This is a genomic window from Thiomonas sp. SCN 64-16, assembly GCF_001725585.1.
GTDB lineage: Bacteria > Pseudomonadota > Gammaproteobacteria > Burkholderiales > Burkholderiaceae_C > Thiomonas > Thiomonas arsenitoxydans.
On sequence record NZ_MEGQ01000051.1, the window covers coordinates 1,282 to 18,475 of the forward strand.

A 17,194-nucleotide genomic window follows, 5' to 3' on the forward strand; every position below is an offset into this window, starting at 1 on the left:
AGTATGCCCTCAGCTCGGCCAGCGACAGAGCGCGCTTCCTCGCGTTGTTTCCGCCTTCGATTGTCGCCAAGTCGCGGGCAGGGTTCGCGGAAATTCCCAAGGCTCGCAGGTCATCGGACGACGCGGCATCCTGGCGCGCGCGGATCGCGGCGGAGTATGCCGCCCGCAGATACGACCGGATCTTTCCGGCTTCGCGCAGCTTCTTAGCCCGCACCATTCGCGACAGGATAGGAAGGAGGTCGTCCAGCTGCAGAGCGTTGGCTGCCGCCGCCCACAGCTCGGGGAACGGTCCCTTCACGTGGAGCCTGATGGCGTTCTCCACCGATACTGCGCTCTGCTTGCCGTTGTCCTTCAAGTGCTGCACATAGGCATCGAGAAGGGCGCCCAATGTGGCATGCGCCGCCTGCGCGCCCGGCAGAAAGCCGAGCGTGACGCCGACTCAGCAGCGTCACATGTGACGCCCGAAGTGACGCCGCGTGACGTCACCAGTGACGGAAGTGACGCGTCACCTGTGACGCCCCCTCCCAACACCCCACCCCCTAAAGAAGAAGAGAAAGAGAAAGGGAGTGACGCACGTAACGCGTCACCTGTGATGCCGACCGTGACGCAGCCAGTGACGCCCATCACCGCGTCACAGCCCCAGCGTCACCTGCCCATCCTTCAATCCATGCCTGCGGCTGCAGTCGCTGACGCGCCTTCGCCGCCCCCCATCTCTCAGACACAAGACACGACCCCCAACCCGGCGCCGATGGACGGCAAGGCCAAAGGCAAACACCCGCTGCTCACCCTTGCAGAAAAACACCTCGCCGAGCAACTCTGGCAGCACTACAGCGAGGCCTTCCAGTCCCGCTACGACGCCCCGCCGCTGCGCGACGGAAAGGTGAACTACCAGCTCGCCAGCCTCACCCGCAGCCTGGGTCAGCAAGCCCCGGCCGTCGCTGCTCACTACCTCCAGAGCAACCACGACTGGTACGTCCGCAAGGGACACGACCTCGGCACCCTGCTGGCCGACGCCAGCAAGGTGAGAGCCGACTGGATGGCCGCCAGCAAACGCGCCGCCCAGCTCGACGCCGTGCGCGCCCGCAACCACCAGCCTCCGCAAACCGCCACCCCGCCCAAGGAGTCCCCACCCGCCCCGGAAACCATCCGAGCCCAGCTCGCCGCCCTGCAAGACAAATTCACCCGCCGCGCCGCCAGCGCCTGATCCTCTCAACCCTTCCCCATGATGCAAGCGACCGCCATGACCTCCACCACAGCCCTTCCCCTGGACTTCGGCACCCCCGGCGCCGACCCGCAGCAACTGCGCGCCGTTCCTCTGGACGCCGTGCAGACCGAGAGCGATTTCCCCGTGCGTCGCCTCGATGCCGACACCCTCGACGATTTGGCGAAAAGCCTGGAAATCGTCGGCCAGCTTCAACCCATCGGCGTGCGCGCCGCAGGGAAGAACTGGTCGCTGATCTACGGTGAACGACGTGTGCGCGCCGCCCGCCTGCTGGGCTGGCGCACCCTGCTGGCGCGGGTGTTCTCGCCCATCGGCGCCGCGCCCGTGGTGCTGCGCGCCACCGAGAACATGCACCGGCAGGAGTTCAGTCTGGAAGATGCCGCCGACACGGTGCTGCGTCTGGTCTCCGCCGGCATGACGCCGCCGAGTATCGCCAAGGCACTCGCCCGGCGCGAGGCCTGGGTGAGCGGCATGCTGTCCTTCGCCCGCAACCCCCTGGCGCGCGAACTGGCCAGCTTGGGGCGCTTGCAGTCGGTCTCCGCCTGGGAGTCCTTCGCCGCGCTCGACCCGACCGAGCAGGGCACCGTGCTGGACTCCAGCGACACCATCACCGTGGCCCGCTGCGACGAAGTCCGTCAGGCGTCGCGGCAGAAGGAGGCGCGCCGACAACGGCAACTGGCGCCCGCCGCATCAGAAGCTTCACCCTCAGCAGCGCACACGGAGTGTGAAGCGGCACAAGCCTGCGCGGCGGCTTCCGCGCAAGCCTGCGCATCCGCCGAACAGGACATCGATTGGCAAGAAGAAAACCCGCCGTCGGACAATGCCATCACGCTCACCCTGCGGCAGGATCAAAAGCAAGCCCTGCAGCGCATCATGGCCGACGAGAATCGCGATCTGGACGACATCCTGCAGGAAGCGGTCGATGTCTATCTCACCCATCGGCAGGGAGCAGGCCATGAATGAATCGCAGATGACGACAACACAGGCCGCCCAGGCGCTGTTCACGAGCCTGCTCGATGAACAGGTCCATCTGTTTACAGGAGTCAGCACCCTGAGCATGGACGATGTGCGCCAGAGCCTGTACCTCTTCTGTCTGGAGCACGCCGCAGGCCTGGATGCCTTCAATCCCCTGCTGGGCACCCCCAAGAACTACATCATGGGCCGCATGTGGGGCTTGGTCGAGCGCTGGCGGCCGATGTCCTCGCTCGATGACATCCTGACCGATGACCACGACCCACCCATCCGCCAGAGGCTGCCCGATGCGATGCAGGCACCGGGGGTGGAGACCGCGCTCATCGCCCGCGCGCAGCGCCAGGCCGAAGAGCAGATCCGGGATGACCTCGAACTCGCCAGCCGCAAATCCCTGCACGGCCTGCCGACCACAGTCGCGCTGGTCACTCACTGCGACCGACCCCTCAGCGAAGTCGCCCGGCGGTGCGGCAAGAACAGGTGGCGGCTGCGCAAGGTGGTGCGTCAGAACCGCAGCGGCTTGGAACAAGACTCACGCGCCGCAGGATAATGGGGCCGGAGGCATTGCAAGGGTATGGCACAGACTCGACAGAAACCCACCGAAAGCCCTGCCGCGTTCCGCAGAAAATACCCGGCGCTCGTATGGTCCAACCCGCAGGCGCCGGACGAGGTGTGGATGCGCCAGGTGCTGATTCATCCTGGATTCGACCTGTTTTTGGACGCCCTGATCGCGTTCGGACTCGATCCGTTGGAAAGGCAATGGGCCATCCTGCTGGCCGCGCAAGACCCGGGCGCGCTGCGTGCGCGCAAGATCACTAATGACCTGCTCCAAAATGCCCGAGACGCCCATGCTCACCTCCGCGCTGAGACCTGACACGGCAGCGCTTTGGCAGGCGCTGCAACACCCTGAGGTGGCGCCGTTGCTGCGAGGGTTTGTCTTGGTCGGCGGCTCTGCCCTGACGCTGCGCATCGGCCACAGAGTCAGCGAAGACCTTGATCTGGCCTACTCCGAAGGGAAACTTCCGGTGGTGCGCATCCCAAGGCTGATGGATGCACTCGCCCGCCACGGCATCGACTGCGTGCGCCAGCACGATCTTGCTGCTGAAGAAGAATTTTTCGAATCCGGCCTTGACCTTGCCGATTACCAGCAGAACTTCGTCGCGCAATGCAGCGTCAAGTTGACATTGGTCAGTCTGGATCAATCCGCCAGGACGCTGATCGGTGGGGATGCAGCGTCGCCCCTGCGGGTTGCCACCCTCGATGAGATTTTCAAGACCAAAGCGCTGGTCTGCGCAGATCGATCGAAGACGCGGGACTGGTACGACCTGCACACCCTGATGACCGAGGAAGGCTACACCATCGCCGATCTGCACAACGCCTTTGTCGAGTCTGGCCAGCCTTCGAAATACGACATCGCAAAATCGCGGATGACATCAGGGCGACCGGAGGCTTCCGATGAAGGCTATTTGCAGCTCGCAGGCCGCAGCAAGCCCACACTCGATGTCATGCGGGACTATTTCGAGGCAGGTTTTCGGGAGTTCGAGGTCGCAAGCATGTCGGGCGCGCTACGCCTGGAGCGCGAAGCCGATCAACGGTGTGTGCCAAAGCCTCGTATCGCATCCAGGCGCAAGCGCGACATCGCACGCTGACCGCGCGGGCGGCGCAGGATAATGCGGATCATGAAAACCGTCGGCCACCGGAACCCCCACCCCATCACCCTGCACGCCAGAGCCGGAGCGCTGGAGGAGTTCGGGCGTTTCAACGACGCCGTTCACAGCCTCGGCCGCACACGCATCCTTCTTCCCAAGGGAGTGTTCAGGCTGTCCCATGAGGAAGCCGACAGGCAGAAGACCGAGGGCATCGCCCGCGGCATGGCTTTGTTGGCAGCGGATCGCGATCAAGGCGCATCTGGCGCCACCCGACAAGGCCAGAAGTGATGCAGAGGATGTTGCAGACCTTGCGCTCAGAGATCGACGCCATCGACGAGCAGCTCATTGAGTTTCTCGCCAGACGCTTCACGGTCACCCGGCAGGTCGGACAACTCAAGGCGCATCATGCGCTGCCCGCGGTGGACACCGAGCGCGAATCTGCCCAGCAGTTGCGCTATGAGCAACTCGCGCGGGCAAATGGCCTCGACCCGGCTCTGGTCACGGGTCTGTTTCGTGACATCATCGCAGCAGTGGTGCGTCAGCACGGTGAAGCCATCACCCCAGAACGCCCCGGATCAAGCCAGCCGCCGCGCGGCCGGAAAGATCACGGCAACGAGCGGTGAATCACCACTTCGCGGCCAGCCCATCACCCTTGGGCGCCAGCGGGCTCGCCTGCGGCGTCCAGGTGACGACAGGCCGCACCGGCGGCAGCGCGGCGCCGACAGTGGCCCATGACGCGATCTGCCCGCCCGGAATGGCTGGCACGACGACGCCTGCTTTTCCGAAAACCTTTTCCCCATAAGCCATTCCCACTGGGCTGCTGAGCTTGCCGGTGTTGTACGCCGACAAAGTGGAGCGCAGATCGCCAGAGCGCGACCAACCTTCCAACAGAACCGTCTGCGCAGCGCTCAGATTCATGCAGGGATCGAGAATCTGATCGACGCCCAGCCCCAGACTGGGCAGATTCCTGCTGTTGATCTGCGCTAGGCCGATGTCCACCGAGTGCCCCTGGGCGATCAACTCCCTCGCCAGCCGTGCGACCTCGGCCACTGTTGCCGGCGCATAGCTCTTGCCGCTGGTGTTGTCGTGCAGGGCCAGCGGATTGCCGCCGCTTTCCTGCTGCACGATGGCGGCCAGGGTCACCGGCGCGACCTGTGGTGCGCATTGCTCCATCAAGGCGATAGCGCTCATTGGGTGGAAGGTGAAGAAACGACAGATTGCGGCGCAGGGGTGGTCGCTCGCTGATCGGGGGCCGAAGGCGAACCCGGCGTGCGAGCTTCCCCGCCGCCGCAGCCGGACAAGGCCACCGCGCAGAGGGCGAGGGTGGCCCAGTATCGGACCGCGACGGATACCCGCGACTTCATGCCAAGCCCCCTGTTTCTGAGCATTCAAAACGCACGACGTGGGAGCCCACGGGCAATAGCCGGTGCTCCACATGTGCGCGAACCGCATTGCGCAGCGCAATCGCCTCAAACTGTGCACCGTGCTGCTTGAGCGACGCCAGACGTTGGCGTCTGACCCTGACTCTGCGAGCGTGGGACAACTGCCCCATGACCCCACCGCGCAGAGTCCCCAGAGAACCACCCCTTCCTGGAGACACAGCATGCGCCTCATCATTGCCGAAAAACCCTCTGTCGCCCAAGCCATCGCCAGCGTGCTGGGCGGAGCCAGAAAAGCGGACGGCTACATCGATTGCCCAAGCCTCAAAACTCGCGTGACCTGGTGCTTCGGCCATCTGCTGGAGCAGGCCAAGCCCGAGGACTATGTGGACGGCGGCAGAGTGACGGCATCCCACCTGCCGGTCATCCCCAGCGCATGGAAGCTCTCACCTCGCGATGGCGGCGCGGGCAAGCAGATCAAGGTGATTCGGGACTTGCTCAAAGACACGACCGAAGTCGTCAACGCGGGCGACGCCGACCGTGAAGGGCAGTTGCTGGTCGATGAAGTCTTGCTGTTCCTCAACTGGAAGGGCAAGACCCTGCGCCTGTGGCTGTCCAGCCTGGATGACGAGAGCGTGCGGCGCGCGCTGGCGACCCTCAAGAACAACGACACCTTGCGCCCCCTCTACGAATCCGCTCTGGCCCGCCAGCGTGCCGACTGGCTCATGGGCATGAACGCCTCCATCGCCCTGAGCCGCAATCTGCAAGCCCGCGGGGTGCAGGGGGCCTGGAGCGTGGGCCGCGTGCAGACCCCCACCCTGGCGCTGCTCGTTGACCGCCAGCGCGAGATCGAGCACTTCAAGCCGCGCGATCACTACCAGGTGCAGGCAGCCCTTGATGGCGACATCCGCGTCCTCTGGCAGATCCCCGAAGACCTGCAGACCGACGACGGCCTGCTGCTGGACAAGTCCGCCGCCGAAGCCTGCGCTAAGACGGTGCAGGGCCAGCGTGCGACCATCGCCGCTTTCACCCGCAAGGCGGGCGAGCGTCAGGCACCGATGCCCTATGCCCTCAGCACCCTGCAGAAAACCGCCAGCAGCCGACTGGGACTCTCCGCCAAGGACACGCTGGCCGCGGCCCAGGAACTCTACGAAGCCAAGCTCGCCACCTACCCGCGCTCCGACTGTCCCTGGCTCCCCATCGAAATGCACGCCGCTGCCGCGCAGATCATTCGCGCCCTGGGCGCAGCGGACATCGCGGGCATCGACCCTGAACGCCGCCATCCCGCCTGGAATACCGCCAAGGTGGAAGCACATCATGGCATCATTCCTACAGGCCGCAGCCTCGCCGAGGTCTCGGGCCTGTCCGAGAACGCGAAAAGGGTGTACAGCCTGCTGCGCGAGTCTTACCTGCGCCTGTTCATGCCGCCGGAAACCTTCGAGACCCGCGAAGCCCTGTTCACCTTTCCCGGTGCAGAGCGCTTCAAGGCCAGCGCCCGCATCGTGCAGGAACCTGGATGGACGCAGCTCGGCCAAGCTGACAACAGCGCGGAAGGCGGCGAGCACGAACTGCCCGCCAGGCTGCCCATCCTGACCGAGGGCCAGCAACTGGCCTGCGAGTCCGCGCAAGTGCAGGCCAAGCGCACCAGTCCGCCAAAACCCTACACCGACGGCACGCTCATCGCCGCCATGACCGGCGTGCACAAGCTGGTCACCGACCCGAAGCTCAAAGCCCGTCTCAAAGAGACCTCCGGCCTAGGCACGGAGGCGACGCGCGCGTCGATGATCGAAGTGCTGATCGCCCGCGAATACGCTGAGCGCAAAAAGAAGGAGATTCACCCGACCGACCGCGGCGTGCAGTTGATCGACATGCTGCGCAAGGTCGCCCCTGAGCTGGCCGATCCCGGCACGACCGCCCTACAGGAAGATGCCCTGGCAGCAGTGGCCAGCGCCCGGGCGACGTTCAACGCCTTCATGACGGAACAGATCGACAGCGTGCGCGAGTCTACCCAAAAGCTGCTGGTCGGCCAGCTCGGCGCAGCGCCCGCCATTCTCCACGCCTGCCCCGCCTGCGGCGGCAGCCGATGCGCCAAACGCACCAGCAAGGCCGCGGCGACCTATCACCGCTGCCTGGATTGCGACGCCGCATTCGGCGACGACGGCGGCAAACCCGGCAAGCGATTCGAGGACAAGCCGCAGGGCGATGGCGCAGCAAGCAAAGCGCCCGCATCCGGCCCGAAGTGCCCGACCTGCAAGAAGTCCACCTTCAGGAATGAAACCAAGACCGGCAAGGCTTACTACCGCTGCGGCGGGTGCAAGGGGGCTTGGTGGCCGGATCGCAAGGATGAAGGCAAGCTTGGGGCGAAGTGGGAAGACAAGGCGGGAGCCCGAGCGTAAAACCTAGAATCGACCTATGTCCCAATCACTAGCCGCGCTGCTAAAGCTCATTGACACCCGCAAGGCGCTGCTCGACGCCCGTCGCCCGCTGCCGCCAGCAACGCTCGCTAGTCTGCATGACAAACTGGCGCTGGAGTGGACCTACAACTCCAACGCCATCGAGGGGAACACCCTGACGCTGCGTGAGACGCAGGTCGTGCTCGAAGGCATTACCGTGGGCGGCAAATCGCTGAGGGAGCACCTCGAAGCGATCAACCATCAGGAAGCCATCGGGGCGGTGGAATCGCTCATCCAGTCGGGCAAGCAGATGACCGAATGGGACGTGCGCGGCATCCACCAGATCGTACTCAAAGGCATAGCCCCGGAGTATGCCGGGCGCTACCGCACAGAAAACGTCGCCATCGTAGGGGCGAGTCATACGCCGCCCGCCGCAGTGCAAGTGCCCGAGCGCATGACCGAACTGATGCGGTGGCTCAACAGCACGCCATCGGGTGGCCTGCATCCCGTGGCACGCGCTGCGGAATTTCATACCCGCTTCGTCGAAATCCACCCGTTCGTTGACGGCAATGGCCGCACCGGAAGACTGCTGATGAATGCCGTGCTCATGCAGGATGGGTATCCCCCAGCGGTGATTCGCGCAGAGAACCGGCCCGCCTACTACGACGCGCTTGATCGCGCCTGCGTGACCAGAGACTATGGCGACATCACGCGCCTAGTGGCTCAAGAGACGATACGTTCCCTAGACAGCTATCTTGAAGTCATTGAAGGCAGGCAGCCAGGACGAGAACCAGAGCAGACCCAGCGGCGCGTGAAACGACCAGGGCGGACAGGTGTCGAGCGTTAACCATCATTCCGGCAGAAATGCCATGGGGAAGTGGGAGGAGCGGAAGTAAAATCAACGACATGAATGAACGTGCCCGCCACCTGGAGGGTGCACGTCAGCACATGGCCGCCAAGGCTGAAAAACTTCATCATTGGAACGTGTCATATCGGTCTGTCACACGCAGGACCTTGCCCGGATTCATGATGTTGCGGGGGTCCAGGGCCTTCTTGATCGCAACCATGGCGTGCATTGAAGGGCCACGTTCGAGTTCAAGAAAATCGAGCTTTCCGTATCCAATGCCATGCTCCCCCGTGCATGTCCCACCGAGTCTGATGGCGCGCCGCATCAAGCGGGCGTTGAGTTCCGCTGCGCGCGTCATTTCATCGGCATCGTCGGGGTTGACAACGATGCACAGGTGGAAATTGCCATCACCAACATGTCCGCACATCGGCGCAGTCAACCCCAACTCCAGAACGTCTTGCCGAGCAGCAACTGCGGCATCACCGAGCATGGAGATCGGTACGCACGCATCGGTTGGTATGCCATGACATCCTGGACGCAGCGCTAGCGCTGCCCACCACACATCGTGCCGCGCTTGCCAGAGTTGGGAGCGAGCCTCGGGCGTCGTCGCCCAAGCGTAGCCAGAGCCTCCGTTGTCGCGCGCGATGGCCTCAACCATCTCGACTTGTTCTGCGAGGCTCGCGGGGGAACCTTGAAACTCGAAAAACAACGTTGGCACCTCAGGCAGATTAAGCTTCGAATAGCGATTGCAGGCTGCAACTTGCAGTTCATCCAGAAATTCGATGCGGCCAATGGGGATACCTGTCTGGATCACCTGGATGACTGTGTCGATGGCTGTCTGCAGACTGGGGAAGCCACATCGTGCCGCACTCACGCCTTCTGGCAGTGGATGCAGTCTGAGCGTCAACTCGGTGATGATCCCCAAAGTCCCTTCAGCACCTGTAAACAGGCGGGTCAAGTCATAGCCTGCTGCAGATTTCCTGGCGCGCCCACCCGTTTCGATAATCTCTCCACTGGACATCACGACCTGAAGTGACATCACGTTGTCACGCATCGTGCCATAGCGCACCGCATTCGTTCCTGACGCGCGCGTCGACGCCATGCCGCCAAGAGAGGCATCCGCGCCCGGATCGATTGGAAAGTGAAGCCCGGTGCCATGCAATTCAGCGTTCAACTGTTTTCGCGTCACTCCGGCCTGTACTCGGCAATCGAAGTCTGCGGTGTTGACTTCGAGGATGGCATTCATCTGCGACAGATCAATGCATATGCCGCCTGAGATCGCCCCGATTCCTCCCTCACAGGATGTTCCCGTACCGAATGGAATGACAGGAACTGAAGATGCGTGGCAGATATCGACAACTGCTGCGACATCCTGCGTGGACTTCGCAAAGACGACGGCATCAGGTGGGCATGTCGGATGAAAGGAGACATCTTTTCCGTGCTGATCGCGAATGGTTTGACCCAGTGCACATCGCTCACCGAATAATTCCCTCAGTTGAGTGATGATCTGCGCCTTCTCGCTTTTCGCCACGGCAGTCATTTGACGTCCCCCTGGGGTTGGTTAATCAAGCACATTGTGGACCGGTCCATTCGTCACATTTCAGGCGCAGATCCTGGGTATTGAATTTCTTGAAGCACACATCAGCGCAGCGTCCAGGCCGCGATGAGGGCCCCGGCCAGCAAAGCCAGCGCCGCCCCTAGCAGCGCCGCACCTGTGCCCGCCATGCCTCCCGCGTGCAGATGCAGGAAACCGCCAAGCAAGGCGATGCCCAGCGCGCCCGCCGCTTGCCGTGCGGTGTTGTTCACCGCCGAGGCCATGCCGGCGCGTTCGTGCGGCACGGCGCCGATGGCGGCATGCACCACGGCCGGCATGGCCGGCACCAGGCCCAGCCCGGCCAGCAGCAGCCAGGGCGCCATCGCAAGAAATGGGGTCTGCGCCTCAACACGCACCAAGCCGAGATAGGCGACCCCCATCAGCGCCAACCCGGCGACAGATGTCCAGCGCGCGCCGAACCGCCCCACCAGCCGCCCGCCGAACGACACCAGCACCACGAAGGGCAGAAACATCACGCTCAGCCGCACCCCGGCCTGCGCCGCCGACAAGCCTTGCACGTGCTGGAAGAACAAACTCATGGCGAACAGCATGCCCATGACGCCGAAGTTCATCAAGCCCGCCGCCACATTGGCGCCGGTAAACGCAGGAAGGCGGAAGAAGGTCAGCGGAATCAGCGGCTGAATCACGCGGCCCTCCCACCAGACAAAGAGCCCGCCGCCCAACACGGTGACGCCGCCAGCCAGCAGGATGGGCGGTGCGGCCCAGCCCAGCGCATGGCCTTCGATCAGGGCGAACAGCAAGGCGGCCAAGCTCACCGTGGCCAGCACCTGCCCGACCGCGTCCAGCTTCCGCTGAGTGTCCCCGTGAGATTCGCGCACGGAGCGGGCGGTCAGCAGCAAAGCCACCAGCCCGACCGGCAGATTGATCCAGAAGATCGCCCGCCAGCCCAGCGCATCGACCAGCACCCCGCCCAAGGTCGGCCCGGCCACCAGCGCCACTCCTGAAATACCCGCCCACAGGCCGATGGCCCGCGCCCGCAGGCGCGCATCGACGAAGGCCTGTCGCAGTATGGCCAGGGAGTTGGGCAACAAAGCCGCGGCGCCCACGCCCTGCACCACGCGCGCCGCGTTCAGCCAGGCCAGAGAGGGAGACAAGGCGCACAGCAGCGAAGCCAGCACGAAGACCACCAGGCCGAGGGTGTAGACGCGCTTGCGGCCGTACAGGTCGGCCAGTTCGCCCGCGCCCAGCATCAGGCTGCTGAAGCTCAGCGCGTAGGCGTCGCTCACCCATTGCAGGCCGGACAGCGTGGTGTGCAGTTCGCGATGAATCTGCGGCAGCGCGACGTTGACCACGGTGATGTCGAGTTGCACCATGGACAGGCCGAGAGAAACGGCGAGCAGCAGACCGAGCGGAGACGGAACTGCACCGCCCGTGATTTGCGTTGAAGTCTCTGCAAGAGGTTCTGGTGGTGACATACGGGTCAGTCAATGCGTCGCCGCACGCTGCGCAACCAAGGTGGTCATCGGCCAAAGCAAGGTGCAACTACCGCCCCCATCTTGCACTGTCAGGAAGTCCTGAACTCCCTCAAGACAATCCTCGTCCGAATACTCCGGCTTGGCAGAAAACAGCAGACGTAAAAACTTGCCCAGATGCTGAGAATCGGCAAATCGCCATCGAGCGGTGTTGTCGTAGAACGCGGGGCAGCTCCAGCCCGTCAATCCACAAATTGTGGTGGCGAAATCTTGGGACAAAAATGACACCTCATGGCCGGTCACGCAGGAGCGAGCGATGAAGCTATCGAAATAGCGCGCCAATGTCGTGCCCGCAAAGATGTCGGTGATCACCAACCGACCGCCAAGTTTGGTGTGCGCGGCGAATCGCTCAAACGCCCGCATTTTGTCGCGGACATGATGGATGGCGCCGCGGCTCCAGACCGCGTCGAAACCCTTGAACGCCAGTTCCATATCCTCTGCTGCCTGGTGGTGGATACGGATATTGCGCGGCAGAATTTCGGCAAGCCCTTGCGTTTGCTCTGACGCGGGATCGACGATGTCCAGGCGGCCGTTCGCACCAAGCGTTCTGGCAATTTCGCGGCTGAAGTACCCTGTTCCGGCACCAACCTCCACAATGGATTCCCCTGGTCTTGGTTGAAGCAAGTCGTGCATTAATTTCAAATCGTGTAGCCACGCGTCGGGATACAGACGCAGGGCATCCTGATAGTTGGTCGAGCGCTCACCACTGAATTCGGCATCGGTGTCGGCATACATGGCAATGATCTCCAAAATTGACAAAAGGCTGAAAACCGCGATCAACAACCGCATCCCATTGCGGCCGTGCCCGTTTCATTGCACGCTCTCCACCGCCAGCGGAGTTTTCTTTCCCTCTTTGAACTGCGACAGGGTGATGACCGGATGCACCAATTCGCCGGTGGAGGTGAAGCGAATGTCTTTCTTGGTCACGCCCTCGTAGTCGACGTGGCGGATGAAGGGCAGGTAGACCTTGGGATCGACCGACTTGGCTTTCATCATTGCGTGGGCCAGCACCATCGTGGCGTCATAGGCATAAGACGAAAACGGCTGCAGGGCGGAGGCGCCGAATGCCTTCACGTAGCGGGCCTTCCATGTGGGCCCACCGGGCATGTCCTGCAGCGGCGTGCCGCCTTCGGCGCAAATCGTGCCGTTTACCGCAGGGCCGGCCAGTGTCGCCAGTTCGCTGGTGCAGATGCCGTCGCCGCCCATGAACTGCGCCTTGACGCCAAGCTGCGCCATCTGGCGCAGCATCGGCCCGGCCTGGGCATAGGCCCCGCCGTAGAAAATCACCGCCGGATGCGCCGCCTTGATCTGGGTGAGGATGGCGGTGAAATCGGTCGCGTGGTCATTGGTGTATTGGTGATCGACGATGCGCATGCCGTCCTTCTTCGCGTCGGCAATGAACACGGAAGCGATGCCCTGGCCATAGGCGGTGCCGTCGTCCACCACCGCGGCGGTCTTGTCGTGTAGGTGGTGCACAGCGTATTGCGCCAGTCCGGCGCCGATGGCGTCGTCGTTCGCCAGCATGCGGAAGAACGTCTTGAAGCCCTGCTGGGCAATTTTGGGATCTGTGGAAGCCGGGGTGATTTCAGGAATGCCCGCGCGGTCATAGATGCGCGAGGCTGGGTAGGTGCAGCCAGATTCGAGGTGGCCGACGACGCCGTTCACTTTTTCATCGGCGAACTTTTGCGCCACGACCGTGGCCTGCTTGGGGTCGCCCTGGTCGTCCTCCACATCCACCTTCCAGGTCACCGGCTTGCCGTCGATGCTGGCGTGCTCGGCGTTCAGGTGCTGAATCGCCATCGAGACACCGTTGGCCGCATCCTTGCCGTAGGCAGAGGCCGGGCCGGTCATCGGCCCGGCATAGCCGAGGGTGACCACGCTGGGTGCCGCAAGGACGGGTGCTGCGGAACAGGCCGCGAGCATGGCGGCTATCGCACAACGTTGCAAGGTCAACATGGTGAGACTCCTTCTCGGGAAATGCAGGCAAGGTGCGACTGACTCGGTTCTGGCTCAACTGGTACGACGAGTCAATGTCGCGCGTTGTCGCTACTGCGGTCAGGCGTAGCTGCCATCTGACGAATCGATACTATTACCAGTATGCGCTAAGATTAAAATCAAATGGTTGCAACTATGGGGTTATGCAGCAAGTATTTTTCCAATAGTGCCGTCATGTCGAAAGAAACATCCGATCTCCTGCAGGATTCCTACGTACGCCGCATGATCGACATCGTGCAGAGCGACGGGCGCATCACGGTGCAGGCGCTCGCCGACTCGATCGGACTGTCGGCGCCCCCGTGCTGGCGGAGGTTGCGGGATATGGAGGAAAGCGGCCTGATCGTCCGTTATGCCGCACTCCTTGACCGCACGAAGTTGGGCCTGGACTCGTGCATGTTTACGCAGGTGAGTCTGGAGAAGCACTCTGAGGCTGTCGTCGCCGATTTCGAGCGGGCCGTGCGCGCAGCACCGGAAATCCAGGAGTGCTGGGTCATCACCGGCGACGCGGACTACCTGTTAAAGATCTACGTGCCAGATGCGCAGGCATTCGATCGTTTCGTCTCGCGCTTCATGCTCAAGATCAAGGGCGTGCGCCAGTTGAAGACAGCGGTGGCGTTGCGCGAAGTCAAGCTGGAAACCCGGCTCCAATTGCCGAGTGGATGAATGGGACGAGGTGTGGCACTGCAGCCTCATCTGTCGATGTAGGGCGAAGGACGTGCATGGAAAGTTCTCGTTCTTCCGAAGCTCAGGGCCGCAATCTTCGTCTGCTGGAACTTCAAATCCGCCTGCATGCGGGCAATGACCGTACGCGCGTACTGCGCCGCCGGATCGTCGCCCAGGGCTTGGAGTCGGTCGGTATCCAGAGCGTCAAGCATGGGCAGATTCTCTCGCGTGCGCGCGCGAGAAGGGGGAATTGCCCGGATCGACAAACGCTTGGGCTTGGGGGTTACACCACGGCAATGGCGCTGGCGGTGGCGTGCGCGCTCATGCGCTGCCACGGCAGCCCGGCCACCAACCAGCGCCATTGCTGCTCGCTCAGGTGCAGCGCCTCACGGTCGTCCTGCGGCCAGACAAACCGGCCTTCTTGCAATCGGCGCGTGCACAGCCAGAGTCCCGCTCCATCAAACACGAGCACTTTCAGCCGGGTGGCGCGGCGGTTGGCAAACACATAGGCATGGTCGCGTTGCGCTGAGCCAAACCGGGCCACAACCTGCCCCAGCAGGCTATCCATCCCGCCGCGCAGATCACTGGCGCCCACGGCCAGCCAGATGGCCTCAATGCGCAGCATGGCTTATCCCAGCCAGGCCTGCAGCCACTGCGCGCACTCGGCTGCGTGGGCCACGGGCCAGTCGATCTGGGCGCGGCGCTGGGCCACCTCGCAGGTGATGCGGGCGTGTCCGGGATGGGGGCTTCCATCCGCAGCCGCAGCGGGGGACGGGTTGCAGTGGGCGCGCACGAAGGCGCTGCGCCGTGGCGGCAGGGCCAGCCCCGCGCGTTGCGCGCGCCAACGCGGTGCGCTCGACAGCCAGCCGCGCAGTTGCCCGTAGCCCAGCCCCTTGCTCTGCGCAAACGCTTCAGCCTTCATCCCGCTGGCTTTGAGTTCATCAAGAATCGCCAGAATCTCATCAATCCGCTCTTCACTGAGTTTGTCTGATCGCATGGAGCCTCCGAAAAAACTCAAGCTTCACTTAGCACAGACTCATTGAAAAGATGGGTTCGGCGGACGCATACCGTGCAGCTGATCGACATGCTGCGCAAGGTGGCGCCTGATCTGGCCGATCCAGGAACCACCGCATTGCAGGAGGATGCATTGGCGGACATCGCGGCAGGGCGTGCAGCGCTGGCCGCATTCATGCAGGCGCAGGTGGATGCAACGCGGGAGTTTTCGCGGACGCTGCTGGAGGGCAAGCTGACGGACGCGCAGTTGGTCCTGCATGCCTGCCCGGCCTGTGGCGGCGCACGCTGCGTGCAGCGCATCAGCAAAGCTGGGAGTGCGTACCACCGGTGCCTGGACTGCGAGGCGGCGTTCGGCGATGATGGCGGCAAGCCGGGAAAGCGGTTCGAGGACAGGCCGACGGGCGAGGGCGGACAGAAGGAGTCGAGCGCCGCTGCCACCGGCCCGAAATGCCCGAGCTGCAAGAAGCCGACGTTCAAGAACGAAACCAAGACCGGCAAGGCGTACCGGTGCGGCGCGTGCAAGGGTGCCTGGTGGCCGGACCGCAAGGATGAAGCCAAGCTCGGGGGGAAGTGGGAGGAGCGGAGGTAAGTGCGAGTGGGGGGCGACGGAAATGGGTCCGTGGGTACCGGCCTACGTCGCCGACATCCTTCCGATCGATCCGATCTTGCACAGAAGATGCTGTTTTCGCCAGCGGGAGATGCCGATCTTGACCAGCCTCAGCTCCGCGGTCGCGCAGCTGGTCGCGCGTTCAACAATCGATGATTTGTTGGACAGTTTTTGCAAGGGGTGGTTTTGCCTTGCCTGTCCAAAGTGCCGTCCGGCTGTTAAAATTAACAATGTCCAGCAAACACTCCCTTGCTGGACATTTTTGTGTCTGGAAAGCGGGTATCGGCCAATGGGGCAGCGCATCGGGTACGCCCGAGTCTCGACAGATGACCAGAACCTTGATTTGCAGTTCGATGCGCTGCACAAGGCTGGCATCGGCGACGATCGCCTCTACTCTGACACGGCGAGCGGCAAGGATGCCGAGCGCAAGGAACTGGCAGCATGCCTCAAGGCGCTGCGCGAGGGAGACACCCTTGTCGTGTGGCGGCTGGATTGCCTTGGCCGCAGCCTGCCTGACCTCGTGCGCATCGTTGGAGAGTTGGAACAGAAGGGCGTCAGCTTCGAGAGCCTGACGGAGAAGATCGAGACGGGCAGCGCGGCAGGTAAGCTGGTTTTCCACGTCTTTGCGGCGCTCGCCGAGTTCGAGCGCAACCTGATCCGGGAGCGCACCCGCGCTGGCCTTGAGGCCGCCCGTGCCCGAGGCCGCGCCGGCGGCCGTAAGCCCAAGCTCACCGAGGCCCATATCAAAGAGATCAACGAGATGGTGGATGCCCAGAAGCTTCCCATCGGTCGAATCGCCGAGCTGTACGGTGTCTCGCGAACCACAATTTACAAGATAGCTCTAATTGGGCGGCCCGAGCCGAAGCGGCAGAACTGAAAACAGAAGGACAACAATGGACACCAATACCAAGAAGGGCTACGACCTCATCAATCGCCGCCGCAAGCAGTGGGTCAACGAGCAAGAAGTACGCCATGCATGGATGAAGGGGCTTGAAGAGGCCTTGCAGATCGACTTGGACGCGGAGAGAGCCAACCGCCCTTGTGGAGGTGATCCAGATGGAGGCCAATCCCGTCTCTCAGACGATGGAGGGCGCACCCTGGGCCATCATGAAGCCGGGGCACTTCGCAGCATGTCAGCCGATGTTTGGAGCTTCGACTTGGGTCAACGGTCGCAAGGGCATCACGACCGACCTAAACGGGGTCTATTTCGTGGACGTCATCGACTCGAACCCAGCGGCACAGACGGTCAAGGTGCGCACCCGGCCGCATGAGGGTAAGACTGACTTGGGTCAGCCGCGCGAGTTCTGGGTTGAAGACGAGAGCTTGTTTCCCCTCGCAAAGGGTGCAGGCGACCTGCATCCCTGCTACT

General features: G+C 63.1%; 21 protein-coding genes and 1 pseudogene. 13 read left to right on the top strand and 9 right to left on the bottom strand.

What is annotated here, in order from left to right; genetic code table 11:
- Positions 1-388 (bottom strand): annotated as a pseudogene (locus ABT24_RS12920) (hypothetical protein); the annotation flags it as partial.
- 204 nt (positions 389-592) lie between these two features.
- On the opposite strand from ABT24_RS12920, the gene ABT24_RS12925 reads away from it, so the two are divergent.
- The 7 genes from ABT24_RS12925 to ABT24_RS12955 all read left to right on the top strand — a co-directional run bounded on the left by ABT24_RS12925 (position 593) and on the right by ABT24_RS12955 (position 4,463).
- Complete coding sequence (locus tag ABT24_RS12925) at positions 593-1,204, top strand: hypothetical protein (protein WP_286737972.1); 612 nt, start codon at positions 593-595, stop codon at positions 1,202-1,204.
- A gap of 18 nt (positions 1,205-1,222) precedes the next feature.
- Positions 1,223-2,185 carry a ParB/RepB/Spo0J family partition protein gene (locus tag ABT24_RS12930; protein ID WP_112487956.1) on the top strand — a complete coding sequence of 321 codons (963 nt, stop codon included), beginning with the start codon at positions 1,223-1,225 and terminating at the stop codon, positions 2,183-2,185.
- Positions 2,178-2,741, top strand: a complete 564-nt coding sequence (locus tag ABT24_RS12935; protein WP_146748662.1) for a hypothetical protein — start codon at positions 2,178-2,180, stop codon at positions 2,739-2,741. The genes ABT24_RS12930 and ABT24_RS12935 overlap by 8 nt, the downstream gene beginning before the upstream one ends.
- A gap of 126 nt (positions 2,742-2,867) precedes the next feature.
- A complete protein-coding gene (locus ABT24_RS12940; RefSeq protein WP_156054222.1) occupies positions 2,868-3,065 on the top strand; it encodes a hypothetical protein in 198 nt (65 codons plus the stop codon).
- Positions 3,040-3,840 carry a nucleotidyl transferase AbiEii/AbiGii toxin family protein gene (locus tag ABT24_RS12945; protein WP_158540986.1) on the top strand — a complete coding sequence of 267 codons (801 nt, stop codon included), beginning with the start codon at positions 3,040-3,042 and terminating at the stop codon, positions 3,838-3,840. Before ABT24_RS12940 ends, ABT24_RS12945 begins: the two co-directional genes overlap by 26 nt.
- 30 nt (positions 3,841-3,870) lie before the next feature.
- Positions 3,871-4,128, top strand: a complete 258-nt coding sequence (locus ABT24_RS12950; protein WP_146748663.1) for a hypothetical protein — start codon at positions 3,871-3,873, stop codon at positions 4,126-4,128.
- The gene (locus tag ABT24_RS12955; RefSeq protein WP_112487961.1) at positions 4,128-4,463 is read left to right on the top strand and encodes a chorismate mutase; all 336 of its coding nucleotides are present in this window, start codon (positions 4,128-4,130) and stop codon (positions 4,461-4,463) included. Before ABT24_RS12950 ends, ABT24_RS12955 begins: the two co-directional genes overlap by 1 nt.
- 1 nt (position 4,464) lies before the next feature.
- On the opposite strand, the gene ABT24_RS12960 is transcribed toward ABT24_RS12955, so the two are convergent.
- Entirely contained in the window at positions 4,465-5,031 is a 567-nt protein-coding gene (locus ABT24_RS12960; RefSeq protein WP_112487962.1) for a lytic transglycosylase domain-containing protein, read from the bottom strand.
- A gap of 412 nt (positions 5,032-5,443) precedes the next feature.
- Between ABT24_RS12960 and ABT24_RS12965 the strand changes: the two genes are divergently transcribed.
- Together ABT24_RS12965 and ABT24_RS12970 are read left to right on the top strand one after the other, a co-directional pair.
- Positions 5,444-7,615, top strand: coding sequence for a DNA topoisomerase 3 (locus ABT24_RS12965; RefSeq protein WP_276730594.1), 2,172 nt, complete (start codon positions 5,444-5,446; stop codon positions 7,613-7,615).
- Between the two features lie 16 nt (positions 7,616-7,631).
- The gene (locus tag ABT24_RS12970; RefSeq protein ID WP_112487964.1) at positions 7,632-8,459 is read left to right on the top strand and encodes a Fic family protein; all 828 of its coding nucleotides are present in this window, start codon (positions 7,632-7,634) and stop codon (positions 8,457-8,459) included.
- A gap of 127 nt (positions 8,460-8,586) precedes the next feature.
- Here the strand turns inward: ABT24_RS12970 and ABT24_RS12975 are convergent, their stop codons facing one another.
- The 4 genes from ABT24_RS12975 to ABT24_RS12990 form a co-directional block, all read right to left on the bottom strand.
- Complete coding sequence (locus ABT24_RS12975) at positions 8,587-9,999, bottom strand: FAD-binding oxidoreductase (RefSeq protein WP_112487965.1); 1,413 nt, start codon at positions 9,997-9,999, stop codon at positions 8,587-8,589.
- A 101-nt stretch (positions 10,000-10,100) separates the two neighbouring features.
- Entirely contained in the window at positions 10,101-11,489 is a 1,389-nt protein-coding gene (locus ABT24_RS12980; RefSeq protein ID WP_112487966.1) for an MFS transporter, read from the bottom strand.
- Between the two features lie 9 nt (positions 11,490-11,498).
- On the bottom strand, positions 11,499-12,281 hold the full coding sequence (locus ABT24_RS12985; protein WP_112488564.1) for a class I SAM-dependent methyltransferase: 783 nt from the start codon (positions 12,279-12,281) through the stop codon (positions 11,499-11,501).
- Positions 12,282-12,356: 75 nt separating this feature from the next.
- The gene (locus ABT24_RS12990) at positions 12,357-13,502 is read right to left on the bottom strand and encodes a branched-chain amino acid ABC transporter substrate-binding protein (protein WP_338123583.1); all 1,146 of its coding nucleotides are present in this window, start codon (positions 13,500-13,502) and stop codon (positions 12,357-12,359) included.
- Between the two features lie 213 nt (positions 13,503-13,715).
- Here ABT24_RS12990 and ABT24_RS12995 point away from each other — a divergent pair, with 213 nt between their 5' ends.
- A complete protein-coding gene (locus ABT24_RS12995) occupies positions 13,716-14,204 on the top strand; it encodes an Lrp/AsnC family transcriptional regulator (RefSeq protein ID WP_232054276.1) in 489 nt (162 codons plus the stop codon).
- Positions 14,205-14,230: 26 nt separating this feature from the next.
- Here the strand turns inward: ABT24_RS12995 and ABT24_RS13000 are convergent, their stop codons facing one another.
- From ABT24_RS13000 to ABT24_RS13010, 3 genes are all read right to left on the bottom strand, one after another.
- Positions 14,231-14,416, bottom strand: a complete 186-nt coding sequence (locus ABT24_RS13000; protein ID WP_112487968.1) for a hypothetical protein — start codon at positions 14,414-14,416, stop codon at positions 14,231-14,233.
- 71 nt (positions 14,417-14,487) lie between these two features.
- Complete coding sequence (tnpB, locus tag ABT24_RS13005) at positions 14,488-14,829, bottom strand: IS66 family insertion sequence element accessory protein TnpB (RefSeq protein ID WP_112487969.1); 342 nt, start codon at positions 14,827-14,829, stop codon at positions 14,488-14,490.
- Between the two features lie 3 nt (positions 14,830-14,832).
- Complete coding sequence (locus ABT24_RS13010; RefSeq protein ID WP_112488565.1) at positions 14,833-15,201, bottom strand: hypothetical protein; 369 nt, start codon at positions 15,199-15,201, stop codon at positions 14,833-14,835.
- 72 nt (positions 15,202-15,273) lie between these two features.
- Between ABT24_RS13010 and ABT24_RS13015 the strand changes: the two genes are divergently transcribed.
- From ABT24_RS13015 to ABT24_RS13025, 3 genes are all read left to right on the top strand, one after another.
- Positions 15,274-15,807, top strand: a complete 534-nt coding sequence (locus ABT24_RS13015) for a hypothetical protein (protein ID WP_276730588.1) — start codon at positions 15,274-15,276, stop codon at positions 15,805-15,807.
- Positions 15,808-16,114: 307 nt separating this feature from the next.
- Positions 16,115-16,702: a recombinase family protein gene (locus ABT24_RS13020; protein WP_276730630.1), complete on the top strand. Its 588-nt coding sequence runs from the start codon at positions 16,115-16,117 to the stop codon at positions 16,700-16,702.
- Positions 16,703-16,881: 179 nt separating this feature from the next.
- Positions 16,882-17,194, top strand: a 313-nt coding sequence (locus ABT24_RS13025) for a hypothetical protein (protein WP_286737995.1), incomplete at its 3' end; no start/stop codon positions are given.